Genomic DNA, 13060 nt, shown 5'->3' on the forward strand with positions numbered 1-13060 from the left:
CGGGTGGACCAGGTCGTGACTCATGGACGCCAGTCAAGCACCGACGACGAAACGCCTCAGCAGATGACGGTGAGGAGGAAGTCGCTGTCGCGAGGGACAACGGTGTCACCTCGGTCGATGAAGACGTTGACATCCGGGGAGGCCGCGAAGGAGCTGACCTTGATCACGGAACCGTTGAAGAAGGAGCCCCCGTTGTAGGTGCCGACCGTCCCGCTGACGGCGCAGCCTGCAAGCGTTCGAGGGAAGGTGACGGTGTAGCGGCCCGTGGAGTTCTTCGTCGCGGTCACCGACCCGAGGACCACGGCTCCACTCCCCGTGACGGCCGCCTTGAGGACGACCGGGACCGCGGGCGGCGCGGGCAGCGCCTTCCAGGCGGCCGTTCCGTCCCCGTTGTTGGTCAGCACCTGACCGTTCGTGCCGCCCACGCCGCTGATGCCGGCAGCGGACACCAACGTGGAGTACCCGGTGATCTTGACCCCCACCGTTGCCACACCAAGGCTCGAGTTGGTCACCACGACCTTGTTCGAGTTGCCGACGTTGACCCGAACGGTTCCCACACTCGAACCACCCGCAGCCCACGCCACCGCCGTCGGCGAACCATTGCCCGGCTCCCCGAGCGGAGCGAACGACAGGGTGCCCGCCTTGGTGCCCTTGGCCGTGATCGCCAGCTCCACCACCAGTGCGTTGGTGGGCACGGTCGTCGTACCGCCGCTCGCCACGAACACATACGTCTTGCCGGGCTGCACCGACGCAGCACCCGTGATGACCTTGACCGGCGCCAACGGCGTGATCGCCACGCCCGTCGTACCGGACGTCGCCGTCGCGCCGGTCAGGCCGAACGCAAGCAACAACAGGGTCAGTGCGCCGGCGACGAGCGGCAATCGACGCGATCCCGAGGTCGGCAAGGAAGGGGCAAGCACGGGCATGATCACTCCAGGGTCGTGTGGGACCCCTCCCCGCGAGCCACGCTAACCCCGGATCCGCCATCGCACATGACCCGTTCGGACCATCCCGGAAACGCCGAAACCCGGCCCCCTTCTCAGGAGGCCGGGCTTCGTTCTGTTGCCGTGGCAGATGCAGGATTCGAACCTACGTAGGCGTTGCCGGCTGATTTACAGTCAGCTCCCTTTGGCCACTCGGGCAATCTGCCTGGCTTGTCCCCGACCCCGTTCCACGCCTATGGAACAGCCCTGTGTTGGATGGTCGGCAACGACGAGAAACAATAGCGCAGCACGGCGTTCCACAGAAAACCGCACCATCCCCTTCCGACAGTCAGCGCAGGTGACCACCATGGCCGATTCCTCCTTCGACATCGTCAGCAAGATCGACCGCCAGGAGGTCGACAACGCCCTCGGGCAGGCCGCCCGCGAGATCGCGACCCGGTTCGACTTCAAGGGCACCGGCGCGACCATCGAGTGGAAGGGCGACCAGGCGATCGAGATCACCGCGTCCGCCGACGACCGCGCCAGCGCCGTCCTCAGCGTCTTCCAGGACAAGCTGATCAAGCGTGACCAGTCGCTGAAGATCCTCGACGCCTCCGAGCCGCGCCAGTCGGGACAGCAGTCGAAGATCGACATCGTGCTCAAGGAGGGCATCACCTCCGAGGACGCCAAGAAGATCTCGAAGCTGATCCGCGACGAGGGCCCCAAGGGCGTCAAGGCCCAGATCCAGGGCGACGAGCTCCGCATCTCGTCCAAGAAGCGCGACGACCTGCAGGCCGTGCAGGCGCTCGTGAAGTCGCAGGACCTCGACTTCGCGGTCCAGTTCACCAACTACCGCTGACCGTCTGCGCACAAGCAGTCCGGGCAAGCAAGACCGCCCCGAGGATCGGGATCGATCCTCGGGGCGGTTCTGCGTTTCCTCGGTCCGTGTCGGCTGAGGGTCAGTCCTCTTCGTCGAGGACGACGAACCGCTCAGCGGTGCAGGAGGGCCCGGCAGCGTAGGTGAAGCAGGCGCGGACCTGGAGCGCCAGGGGGCGGGTTGCGGGCGCCTCGAGCGCGGCGTGCCAGGTGAGCAGGCCCGTGGTGGCACGGCCACCGTCGGTGGTGACGGCGCCGTCCCAGGCTGCCTCGCCCTTGTCGACCTTGGTGGCCGTCTGCCAGGCTCCCTGGCCCCAGACCCGCCACTGCAGGGTGGCACCCGTGGCGCCGGCCGGGGCGTCGACCGACACGGCGAAGTCCGCGGTCGAGCTCTCCCACACCGACGGCGCCGTGAAGGTCGGTGCACCGGTGCCGTAGCTGAACGTCACGGTCGCGCCCAGGTTGCCGGCCTTGTCGACCGGCGTGACCTCGAACGTGTGCCAACCGGCGGTGGGCGTGATGGTCGTGGCGTAGTCACCCGAAGCGTTCGCACCGACAGCAGGGGCCTCCTGGCCGTCCACGGTGAGGTAGAAGCCGGCCGTGTCGGCGGAGCCGTTGAGGGTGACCTTGGCCGACGCCGGGGTCGGGTTGGTCCACTGCCCGTTGGTGAGCGTGTCGGAGGTGATCGTGACCTCGGGGGCGGTCACGTCGACCTTGAAGACCTTGTAGATCTTGGCCTTGCTCTTCAACGTGCCGTCGTGGGCGTGGACCAGCACGGTGTAGATGGTGCCGTCGAGCAGCACGCCCGCAGGCATGGTGGCGCTGGCCGTCTCGCCCGAGGCGACCGGTTCACTCGCGCCGCTCCAGACCAGGGGCGCCAGGACGTTGTTGCCCTTGCGGACCTCGAACAGGGCGTGCACCGCGTCGCCCTCGGGGTCAGAGAGCTCGGCGGAGAACGTGGGGGCCAGCGAGGGCACGAGGCCGACCACCTCGGACTCGGGCTCGATGGCCAGCTCCTCCGGCGTGGCCGGGTAGGAGTTGTAGGTGACGGTGATCGTCGCCGCCTTGGTGGCGACACCGTTCTCCGCGGAGCGGTACTTGCGGAAACCGGTCTTCGCGCCCTCCTGGACCGCTGCGACCTGGACGCCGCGCTGGGCCCCGCCGCTCAGCCACGAGTTCACGATCGCGGTGGCGTCGAACGCGACAACACCCTCCGTGGGGCAGCCGGTCGCGCCGTAGGACTTCACCGAGGTCGCGGCGCCCGTCGTGGTGACCGTGGGCTGCTTGGTCCACGTCAGGCCCGGGACCGTCCACAGGCCGGTGACCCGCGACACCTTGATCGCCGATCCTGCACAGGACCCGGTCTCGAAGTTGGACAGTGTCAGGGCCGCGCTCTGCACCACCGCGTCCGCGGGGATGTCAGCGAGTGCCGAGTAGTCGAAGTCGAGGTAGGAACGCGCCTTGGTGATCCCCAGGTTGGCCGAGCCCACCCGCAGCTCCGGCGACGTCGCCTGGCTCGCGGTCTGGCCGATGTTGCTCACCCACGTGTCACCCGTCAGGTCCAGCGTCACCGTGTGGGTGGCCACCGGCTCCTCGAGCACCGCGACACCCTGCGCCGGGGACGCCGCGAGGGCTCCCGACGTCATGGCCGCAACAAGACCGATCGCGGCCGTCGAGGTGATCGAGCCCAGCCAGATACGTCGAGACATCCAAGTCCTCCATCGCCGCCCGAGCGGCCGGGGTGGCCACCTGGATGCGAACCCCCAACTCCCCCGCACGCAACAAGTTACGCAGGGTTCACCAACCAACCCACAGGCTCACGGTCACGCGTGATCGTCAAGGAGCCGGGCAACCGCACGGTCGAGCGCGTCGGGTCCGCCCGGGACCGGGTCCAGCACGGTCCCCGAGTCGAAGAGGTCGATGACCCGGGGGTCGACGTACGCCGACCGGGCAACCGTCGGCGTGTTCCCCAACAATTCCGAGGCTGCCACCACGGCCTCGCGCACCCGCCGGGCTCGCGCCGTCCTCGAACCGGGGTGCGGTTCCTGGGCGAGTACGACGGCCGCGGCGACCGTCGCGTGCCACGTACGGAAGTCCTTCGCAGTCACGTCGAGGCCGGTCAGCGTGCGGATGTGCTCGTTCAGCTCGTCGGCGGCGACCGGCTGCCACCGCGAGCCGACCTTCGACGCCAGGAGGCGGGCACCGGCCGGTCGCCTGCTCGCCGCGTCCAGTGCGGTGATGACGGTGCCGTCGTCGACGGTCACCTCGTGGTCGATGCCGGCCTTGCCCACGAAGCGGAACACGAGACGGTCCTTCTCGCGACGAAGGTGACGTCGTTCCAGGGTGGTGAGCCCGTGGCTGCCGAACTCCTCCGCCGACCCGTCGGACCCCGGACGGAAGCAACCCAGGTCGATCAAGCGCACGCCGACTGCCAGGATCCTGCGGCGCTCGACCTCGTCGTCGCCCGGTGGCGCGACCAGCTGGTGGCGGAGCTTCCGGCGCAGTCCGGGCAACGTCACGGCCAGGGTGCGCACCCGCTCGAACTTCTCCAGGTCGCGTTGCTCGCGCCAGCTCGGGTGATAGAGGTACTGACGACGGCCGGCCTCGTCGGTCCCGACCGCCTGCAGATGGCCTCGCGGGTGCGGACAGATCCAGACGTCCGTCCACGCCGGCGGGATGACGAGGTCCCGGATCCGTTCGACGTCTGCCGCTGGGAGTGGCTCGCCCTGCGCATCCAGGTAACGGAACCCACGCCCGTGCCTGGTCCTGCGCCAGCCTGGCTGCTGGCACGAAACAGTCCGCAGCCTCATTGAGCGCCCCTCACTCTCGAGCACTACCCGCAGGGCCGCTCCGCATGCACCCGGCCTGGTCGAGGTCAGGCCTGCAGGACCTGCTGGAGACCCGAGGTGTCGATGGTCGCCGCCAGGTCGGCGATGGTCGTCCCCGACAGGGACGTCCGCCAGGCGCGTTCCGCCGTGGCCATCGCCTTCGCGACCCCACAGGCAGTGCGGCACTCCTCGGGCGGGAGGGCGAGCTCGCCCTGCTGGCGGATCTCGGTGCAGCGGAACGCCGGCTCGTCACCATCGATGGCCTGGACGACGTCGAGCAGCGTGATGTCCGACGCCGGACGCAGCAGCACGTAGCCGCCGTCACGACCCTCAGTGGGCTGCGCGATCCCGGCGCGCGCGAGCGCCTGCAGGTGCTTGGCGAGATAGGTCTTCGACACACCGTGCAGCGCGGCGAGCCGCGAGCTGGGCACGGGATGTTCGGCCTGGCTGAGGACGACGCAGCAGTGCAGCGCCCACTCCACACCGGCGGAGAGCTTCACGTCGTCACCCCCTCGAGGACGGTCCTGTCGTCATGGGCCGTCGATCGGCGACGGCAGGACCATCCTCGCAGGCGACGCGTGACGGATCAGGCGTGGTCCGCAAGCCACCGGTCCAGCGTCGTCGGGGCGATCCAGGCATCCGCGCCCGGGGTCGGCGTGAGGGCTGCGTCGTCCAGCAACGCGCCGAAGTAGCCCGCCTCGGGGTCGCTGACCACCGCCCGGGCGTCACCGGTCGACGAGAAGCGGCGCCGCACCAGCTCGTCGATGCCCAGCGCCTCCGGTCCGGCGATCTCGACGGTCCCGTTGACCGGCGCTCCCGTCACGATCTCGGCCAGCCGGACGACGACGTCGCTCGATGCGATGGGCTGCAGGCGCCCCGGCGTCGCCCGGACCACGTCGCCCTGGACGGCCGCTTCGGCAATGCCGTCGATGAACTCGAAGAACTGGGTGGACCGCACGATCGTGTACGGCACCGTGCCTTCCCGGACGCCCGCCTCCTGGGCGAGCTTGGCCCGCATGTAGCCGGCCTCGGTGAGCCGGTCGGCGCCCACGATCGACAAGATCACGTGGTGCCCGACGCCGGCCTCGGCCTCCGCTGCGAGCAGGTGACGCGTCGAGTCGCGGAAGAACGCCAGCACGTCGTCGTCGGCCCAGGACGGCGAGTTCGTCAGGTCGACCACGACATCGGCGCCGGCGACGGCCTCGCCGATCCCCTGGCCCGTGGTGGTGTCGATCCCTGCCTCACGACCGAGCGCGACCGCGTCATGACCGGCGCCCGCGAGATGCACCTGGAGCTGGCTGCCGATCAAGCCGGCGCCGAAGATCACGACCTTCATTCCGTCCTCCAAACCTAGACAATATTTGTCGTAGTTTACTACGACATACGTTGTCCGAGTCAAGGCCGGGGCTTGACGGCTCCGCCACCATGGCGCCATGGACCCCGCAGCAGAGATCGAGATCGACGCCCCCCTCGCCGTGGTGTGGGACGTCATGACCGACACCGCCCGCTACGGCGAGTGGAACCCGTTCGTGGAGCGCGCCGAGACCGCCGTGCCCGCACAGGTCGGCAACCCGATCGTGCTGCACGTGGTCTGGGCCGACGGGAAGAAGACCCGCTCCCCCGAGCGGATCACCGCCCTGGACGGACCGACCACCGACCCGGCCAGCGGTACGACGACCGCCCTCATGTCCTACGTCTACGAGGGCCTGCCGTCGAAGCTCGGCCTCGTGCGCGGTGTGCGGCACCAACGCCTGTCACAGCGACCGGGTGGCCCGACGTCGTACACGACGGTCGAGGAGTTCAGCGGCCCGCTCGTGAAGCTGGCCGGCCCCGGCCGCGTGGCCGACGGCTTCCGCCGTCACGCCGAGGGGCTCAAGAAGCGCGCTGAGTCCCTGGCGCGGTCCGGGCAGGCTGGGAACCCGGCGGAATGAGCTCACTGGAGTTGCGCGCCGCCCACAGGGCGAAGGCGAGGACCGCGACTCCGCAGATGATGTCGGCGATGACGTGCGCCTGGCGCCACCAGACCATGTCGGTGGCGCCCGGGATCGTGTAGTGCGCGATGCCGACCAGCCCCGACAGTGAGTAACCGGTCAGGGCGATGGCAGCCGTGGTGATGTGGCGCCGGAACCACAGCAACAGCCCGATGGCACCGAAGGCCGTGAACAGGAACCAGCCGAAGGCGACCAGGGCGGCCGACGGCACGGGCAGCGAGCTGTCCGATGCGGGCACCGGGTAGTCGTCGTAGTTGACGTAGTTGTCGATGTAGTGGACGACCGACACCAGCACCGCGATCGCGAGCAGCCAGCCCAGGACCCGTGTCGCTCGCAGATAGCTCACGGGTCCCAGACTAGGGCGTACGCCCTTGGCGTTGGGTCACTGCTCAGGCGGAAGCGACTCCCAGCACCGGCACCGAGGTGGCGCCGGTGGCGGGGCGCAACCAGACCCGGGTACCGGCGTCCAGCTCGAGCGCCCGCGCGTGCGTGCGGGACAGGACGACCTGCGTGGTCTCCCCCTGGCCCTCGACGTCGACCGTCAGCCGCACCTCGAAGCCCACCCGCAGCGAACGGACGATCGTCCCCGCGAAAGCGGGCGGCGTGCCCGGCGCGACGGCCGGAGACAGGGCCAGCTCGATGTCGTGCGGACGGAGGCGAACGTTGCCGAGCCGGGTGACGTCGCCGAGGAAGCCCATCACGAAGTCGTTGGCGGGCTCGTCGTACAACTGGTCGGGGGTGCCGATCTGCTCGATCCGGCCGTTGTTGATGACCACGATCTCGTCGGCGACCTCCATGGCCTCCTCCTGGTCGTGCGTCACGAACACGGTCGTCACGTGGACCTCGTCGTGCAGGCGACGCAGCCAGTCACGCAGCTCCTTGCGGACCTTCGCGTCCAGCGCACCGAACGGCTCGTCGAGCAGCAACACGCTCGGCTCGACCGCGAGGGCACGAGCCAGGGCGAGGCGCTGGCGCTGGCCGCCCGAGAGCTGAGACGGCAGCCGGTGGGCGAACTGCGACAGGTGCACGAGCTCGAGGAGCTCGGCGACCTTGGCCTTGACCTCGGCCTTGGGGCGCTTGCGGATCTCCAGGCCGAACGCGACGTTCTTGGCGACCGTCATGTGCTTGAAGACCGCGTAGTGCTGGAACACGAAGCCGACGTTGCGCTTCTGCGGGGGCAGCCGGGTCGCGTTGACGCCCTCGATCTCGACCGAGCCACTGTCGGCCGTGTCGAGGCCGGCGATGATCCGCAGCAGCGTGGACTTGCCGCCACCGCTGGGACCGAGGAGCGCGGTGAGCTGGCCCGTCGGCAGGGAGACGTTGATGTCCTCCAGGGCGATGAAATCGCCGTACTTCTTGTTGATCCCGGATACTTCGATGCTCACTTGTGGTCCTCCGGCTTGCGGATGAGCGACACGACGACGAGGGCCAGCACAGAGGCGAGCACGAGCACGAATGCGGCGGCGTACGCCGTCGGCTCCTCGTAGTTGGTGTAGCGGTTCTGGATGAGGATGGTGGCGGTCTCGCCGCGGAACTCGGCGCCGGGGCTGACGATCTTCACGGCCCCGAACTCACCGAGCGAACGGGCCAGGCTCAGCACGACGCCGTACACGACGGCCCACTTGATGCTGGGCAGCGTGATCCGGCGGAAGGTCTGCCATCCGCTGGCGCCCAGGCTGCTCGCAGCGAGCTCGGCGTCGATGCCGATCTCCTCGAGCACGGGCACGATCTCACGCACCACCAGCGGCAGGCTGACGAACGCGGTGGCCATGATCAGGCCGGGCGTCGTACCGATGATGAAGATGCCCGCGGACTCCAGGGCACTGCCGAACCAGCCCTGGCCACTGCTGTAGGCCAGCACCAGCGCGAGGCCGACCACGACCGGCGAGACCGACATCGGCAGGTCGACGAGCACCGACAGGACTCGTCGTCCCGGGAACTTGTAGCGCACCAGCAGCAGCGAGATGCCCACACCGAAGACGGTGTTGATGAGCACCGCCCAGAACGCACAGGTCGCGGTCAGCTGGAACGCGTAGGTCACCGACGGGTCCTGGAGCCGCTCGAGGAACGCCGCGATGCCACCCTCGGCACCCCGTTCGATCGGCGCGAACGTCCGCGCAGTGACCTCGTAGAGGGGCCACACGACGAGGACCGAGAGGTAGGCGATGACGAAGAACCGCATCACGTAGGTGACCGGGCCCTTGCGACCGCGGATGGTCGATGTGTCAGCCACGACGCGCCACCCTCCGCGAGACCAGGTCGAGCACGACGATGGTGAAGATCGCGACCAGCAGCAGGAGCACGGCGACCGCCGCAGCTCCGGCCTGGTTGTCGCCCTCGATGAACTTGAGGATCTTCAGCGAGGCGACCTCGGTCTGGTACGGCGTGTTGCCGGAGATGAGCACGAGCGAGCCGAACTCACTGATCGCGCGGGCGAAGCCGAGCGACGAGCCGGCCGTGATCGCCGGCACCAGGCTCGGCAGGATGATCCGGCGGAACGTCGTGAAGCGCGAGGCACCGAGGGAGGCCGCAGCCTCCTCGACGTCCGCGTCCAGCTCGATCAGCACCGGCTGCACGGTCCGCACCACGAAGGGCAGCGTCACGAACAGCAACGCCAGGAAGATGCCCTGGCGGGTGTTCACGATGTTGATCCCGACGGGACTCTCCGGGCCGTAGAGGCTCAGCAGCACGAGGCCGGCCACGATCGTCGGCAGCGCGAACGGGATGTCGATGACGACGTCCAGGATCCGCTTGCCGAAGAACTGGTCACGGACCAGCACCCAGGCCACCACGGTCCCGAGGATGCCGTTGACGATCGTGACGAGGCCGGCCTCGATCACGGTGAGCCGCAGCGCAGCGAAGGTCTGCGCGTCGGTCAGCGTGTTCCAGAACGCGCCCCAGCCACCGGCCGCAGCGGCCCCCACGACCGCCGCGAGCGGCAGCAGCACCAGCACGCTGAACCAGACCAGTGCAATACCGAGACCGATGCCCGAGGCCGGTGTCAGCCGGAACAGCCCACTGGGCCGACTCGACGTGCGAGCCGGCCCAGCAGGTTTGACGAGTACTTCCGTCACTGCTTCGTTGCTTCGGCGTACAGGTTGTCGAAGCGGAGCTTCTCGCCGTCCTTGCCGAACCATTCCTTGGTGACGGCCTTCCAGCCGCCCAGCTCATCGATCGTGTACAACTTCTTCGACGGAGCCGGGAACGGGCTGGCGGGGTCGTTCGCGCCGTCGACCTCGATGCTGGAGATGTCCAGGCCACCGACGGGGCGGAAGCCCTTCTTCACGAACTCGGTCTGGCCGGCGTCACTGAGGACGAACTCCAGCCAGTCGCTGGCGACCGGGTCGGCGTCCTTGAGCACGGCGCCGGGGTTCTCGATCAGGAACGTCGTGTCGGGGAGGATGTAGTCGAGGTCCTCGCCCTTCTGCTTGGCCAGGATGGCCTCGTTCTCGTACGTGATGAGCACGTTGCCGACGCCCTTCTTGAAGGCCTCGGTCGCCTCACGGCCGCTGGCGGCCCAGGTGGTGACGTTGGCGAAGACCTTCTTGAGGTACTCGTCAGCCTGCGCCTCGGTCTGGCCGAGGGCCAGCGCGTGGGTGTAGAGCGCGAGGATGTTCCAGCGGGCGGCGCCGGAGCTGGCCGGGTCGGCGGTGATCACGTTGACGTCGTCGCGGGTCAGGTCTTCCCAGCCCTTGATGCCGAGCGGGTTGCCCTTCTCGACGGCGATGACGGCCACCGAGGAGGAGACGATGCCCTTGTTCGGGCCGGCGTTCCAGTCCTCGTCGACGAGGCCGGCGTCGACCAGGCGGGTCACGTCACCCTCGAGGGAGAAGTGGACGTAGTCGACGTCCTTGCCCTTGGTGTCGGCAACCTTGCGGCTCTGCTCGCCCGAGGCGCCGTACGAACCGGAGAACTTGACGCCCTTGCCCTCGTCGGTCTTGTTGAACTCGTCGGCAATCGCCTCGTTGGCGGCCTGCGGGACGGCGAAGCCGTAGATCCCGATGGTGTCCGCACTGTCCGAGCCGCCTGCGCTCGAGCACGCAGACAGCGCCAGTGCGCCGGTCATTGCCAGGGCCGCAGCCTTGATCACTCGCTTCATTGCACCCATTCCTTGCTTCAGGCCGGCCCCACGCCGGTTCTATAAACTCGAGTGGAATAATACACATTAGAGAGATAGTGGTCGCAGTTTGAGATGGAATGGTCCAGAACGTGACCGACCTCACGGCGCGCCGCCGCCCAAGAACTGGCTTCACGGGGGGCTGGCTGCGCGGGCGGACTATCGTGGGAGGGCCGCTGCGCACGTCGCCAGCCAGGCGAGGACTGGACACCTGTCCGCCAAAAGTGGAACACGTTCTAGATTCGACCTAGAATCGTCCTCACCTGTCGCTGCTGCGACGCCGACCAGCGGCAGCCGCCTGATGTTGAGAGAAGTGGACCGAAGCGTGAGCCAGACCAAGCAGGTCAAGCAGCTGGACCGGGTGATCATCCGGTTTGCCGGTGACTCCGGTGACGGCATGCAGCTGACCGGTGACCGTTTCACCCAGGAGTCGGCCGTCTTCGGCAACGACCTGGTGACCCTGCCGAACTTCCCTGCCGAGATCCGGGCCCCTCAGGGCACGCTGCCGGGGGTGTCGTCGTTCCAGATCCACTTCGCCGACCACGACATCCTCACCGCGGGTGACCGCCCCGACGTGCTGGTCGCGATGAACCCGGCCGCCCTGAAGGCGAACCTCGGCGACCTGCCCAAGGGCGCGGCGATCATCGTCGACACGGCCGACTTCACCAAGCGCAACCTCGACAAGGCCGGGTACGACGCCAACCCGCTCGACCAGCTCGGCGAGGTCAACGACCCGCTGGCCGACTTCCAGGTCCACCCGGTCGACCTGACCGGCATCACGGTCGAGGCCGTCAAGGAGTGGGGCCTGTCCCGCAAGGACGCCTCGCGGGCCAAGAACATGTTCGCGCTGGGCCTGCTGTCCTGGATGTACGGACGCCCGACCGAGCCCACCGTGAAGTTCCTGGAGAAGAAGTTCTCCAAGGTGCCCGACATCCTCGGCGCCAACCTGGCCGCGTTCAAGGCCGGCTGGAACTTCGGTGAGACCACCGAGACGTTCGTGGTGCAGTACGAGATCAAGCCCGCGAAGATGAAGTCCGGGACGTACCGCAACATCACCGGCAACCTGGCGCTCTCCTACGGCCTGGTTGCTGCGGGCGTGCGGTCGGGCCTGCCGGTGTTCCTGGGTTCGTACCCGATCACCCCGGCCTCCGACATCCTCCACGAGCTCTCGCGCCACAAGAGCTTCGGCGTCACCACACTGCAGGCCGAGGACGAGATCGCCGGCGTGGGTGCCGCGATCGGCGCCTCGTTCGCCGGGCACCTGGGCGTCACGACCACCTCGGGCCCGGGTATCGCACTGAAGGGCGAGGCGATCGGCCTGGCGGTGATGACCGAGCTCCCGCTGCTGGTCGTCAACGTGCAGCGCGGTGGCCCGTCCACCGGCCTGCCGACCAAGACCGAGCAGTCCGACCTGCTGCAGGCGATGTACGGCCGCAACGGTGAGGCCCCGGTGCCGATCGTCGCCCCGCAGTCGCCCGGTGACTGCTTCGCCGCCGCGGTCGAGGCCGCCCGGATCGCGGTCACGTACCGCACCCCGGTGATGCTGCTGTCCGACGGCTACCTCGCCAACGGTTCCGAGCCGTGGGCGATCCCCTCGATCGACGACCTGCCGGTCATCGACCCGAACTTCGCCACCGAGCCCAACCACGCCTCGGCGAAGAGCCTCGCTGATGGTGGAAGCGGGGAGCCGGACGAGTACTGGCCCTACCTGCGTGACGAGGAGACCCTGGCCCGTCCGTGGGCGATCCCCGGCACCGCCGGCCTCGAGCACCGCATCGGCGGGCTCGAGAAGGGCGAGGGCCACGGCAACATCTCCTACGACTCGGTCAACCACGACCGGATGGTGCGGATCCGCCAGGAGAAGATCCAGCGGATCGCCAACTCCCTCCCGCCCCTGGAGATCGACGACCCGTCCGGCGAGGCGAAGGTCCTGGTCATCGGCTGGGGCTCGACGTACGGCCCGATCGGTGCCGCCTGCCGTCGGGTACGTCGCGCCGGCTACAACGTCGCGCAGGTCCACCTGCGCCACCTCAACCCGTTCCCGAACGACCTCGGCGCCATCCTCAAGTCCTACGACAAGGTGCTGGTCCCCGAGATGAACCTCGGCCAGCTCTCGAAGATGCTGCGCGCCGAGTACCTCGTCGACGCCATCGGCTACAACCACGTCTACGGCCTCCCGCTGAAGGCGGCCGAGCTGGCCGAAGCCGTCGGCGCGCTCGTCGGCGAGGCCGAGGGCAAGGACGTCGACCTCGGCGAACACGGACTCAATCCGCCTGCCGACCACGAGGAGGCACCCGTCTCATGAATCACCCCACTCGATTCTTG

Annotated in this window: 13 protein-coding genes and 1 tRNA gene; 3 read left to right on the forward strand and 11 right to left on the reverse strand. The window is 68.5% G+C overall.

From position 1 onward, the window contains the following. Positions 1 to 56: 56 nt before the first annotated feature. Entirely contained in the window at positions 57 to 926 is an 870-nt protein-coding gene (locus ACOADB_RS08860; RefSeq protein WP_378597595.1) for a hypothetical protein, read from the reverse strand. 142 nt (positions 927 to 1068) lie between these two features. After that, positions 1069 to 1150, reverse strand: a tRNA-Tyr gene (locus tag ACOADB_RS08865). Positions 1151 to 1290: 140 nt separating this feature from the next. Between ACOADB_RS08865 and ACOADB_RS08870 the strand changes: the two genes are divergently transcribed. Next, positions 1291 to 1782 (forward strand): YajQ family cyclic di-GMP-binding protein, encoded by a 492-nt coding sequence (locus ACOADB_RS08870; RefSeq protein ID WP_378597596.1) that lies wholly within the window; start codon positions 1291 to 1293, stop codon positions 1780 to 1782. Between the two features lie 100 nt (positions 1783 to 1882). Here the strand turns inward: ACOADB_RS08870 and ACOADB_RS08875 are convergent, their stop codons facing one another. The 4 genes from ACOADB_RS08875 to ACOADB_RS08890 all read right to left on the reverse strand — a co-directional run bounded on the left by ACOADB_RS08875 (position 1883) and on the right by ACOADB_RS08890 (position 5963). Beyond that, positions 1883 to 3508, reverse strand: a complete 1626-nt coding sequence (locus ACOADB_RS08875) for a DNRLRE domain-containing protein (protein WP_378597597.1) — start codon at positions 3506 to 3508, stop codon at positions 1883 to 1885. A gap of 114 nt (positions 3509 to 3622) precedes the next feature. Continuing rightward, positions 3623 to 4609, reverse strand: coding sequence for a DNA topoisomerase IB (locus tag ACOADB_RS08880; RefSeq protein ID WP_378597598.1), 987 nt, complete (start codon positions 4607 to 4609; stop codon positions 3623 to 3625). Between the two features lie 65 nt (positions 4610 to 4674). Beyond that, complete coding sequence (locus ACOADB_RS08885; RefSeq protein WP_378597599.1) at positions 4675 to 5127, reverse strand: RrF2 family transcriptional regulator; 453 nt, start codon at positions 5125 to 5127, stop codon at positions 4675 to 4677. An 86-nt stretch (positions 5128 to 5213) separates the two neighbouring features. Continuing rightward, positions 5214 to 5963: an SDR family oxidoreductase gene (locus ACOADB_RS08890; RefSeq protein ID WP_378597600.1), complete on the reverse strand. Its 750-nt coding sequence runs from the start codon at positions 5961 to 5963 to the stop codon at positions 5214 to 5216. Between the two features lie 97 nt (positions 5964 to 6060). Between ACOADB_RS08890 and ACOADB_RS08895 the strand changes: the two genes are divergently transcribed. Next, positions 6061 to 6558: an SRPBCC domain-containing protein gene (locus ACOADB_RS08895; RefSeq protein WP_378597601.1), complete on the forward strand. Its 498-nt coding sequence runs from the start codon at positions 6061 to 6063 to the stop codon at positions 6556 to 6558. On the opposite strand, the gene ACOADB_RS08900 is transcribed toward ACOADB_RS08895, so the two are convergent. Genes ACOADB_RS08900 through ACOADB_RS08920 form a run of 5 tightly spaced genes read right to left on the reverse strand, consistent with a single transcriptional unit; the run spans position 6500 to position 10717 of the window. Then, entirely contained in the window at positions 6500 to 6964 is a 465-nt protein-coding gene (locus tag ACOADB_RS08900; protein WP_378597602.1) for a hypothetical protein, read from the reverse strand. The two genes, ACOADB_RS08895 and ACOADB_RS08900, sit on opposite strands and share 59 nt — an antisense overlap. Before the next feature lie 43 nt (positions 6965 to 7007). Beyond that, a complete protein-coding gene (locus tag ACOADB_RS08905; RefSeq protein ID WP_378597603.1) occupies positions 7008 to 8003 on the reverse strand; it encodes a sulfate/molybdate ABC transporter ATP-binding protein in 996 nt (331 codons plus the stop codon). Continuing rightward, positions 8000 to 8851, reverse strand: coding sequence for a sulfate ABC transporter permease (locus tag ACOADB_RS08910; RefSeq protein ID WP_378597604.1), 852 nt, complete (start codon positions 8849 to 8851; stop codon positions 8000 to 8002). The genes ACOADB_RS08905 and ACOADB_RS08910 overlap by 4 nt, the downstream gene beginning before the upstream one ends. Next, positions 8844 to 9692, reverse strand: a complete 849-nt coding sequence (gene cysT, locus ACOADB_RS08915) for a sulfate ABC transporter permease subunit CysT (protein ID WP_378597605.1) — start codon at positions 9690 to 9692, stop codon at positions 8844 to 8846. The genes ACOADB_RS08910 and cysT overlap by 8 nt, the downstream gene beginning before the upstream one ends. After that, positions 9689 to 10717: an extracellular solute-binding protein gene (locus ACOADB_RS08920; protein ID WP_378597606.1), complete on the reverse strand. Its 1029-nt coding sequence runs from the start codon at positions 10715 to 10717 to the stop codon at positions 9689 to 9691. Before ACOADB_RS08920 ends, cysT begins: the two co-directional genes overlap by 4 nt. 319 nt (positions 10718 to 11036) lie before the next feature. Here ACOADB_RS08920 and ACOADB_RS08925 point away from each other — a divergent pair, with 319 nt between their 5' ends. Next, on the forward strand, positions 11037 to 13040 hold the full coding sequence (locus ACOADB_RS08925; protein ID WP_378597607.1) for a 2-oxoacid:acceptor oxidoreductase subunit alpha: 2004 nt from the start codon (positions 11037 to 11039) through the stop codon (positions 13038 to 13040). Positions 13041 to 13060: the final 20 nt, after the last annotated feature.

The organism is Nocardioides sp. CPCC 206348, assembly GCF_048654705.1.
In the GTDB taxonomy this organism is placed as follows: Bacteria; Actinomycetota; Actinomycetes; order Propionibacteriales; family Nocardioidaceae; genus Nocardioides.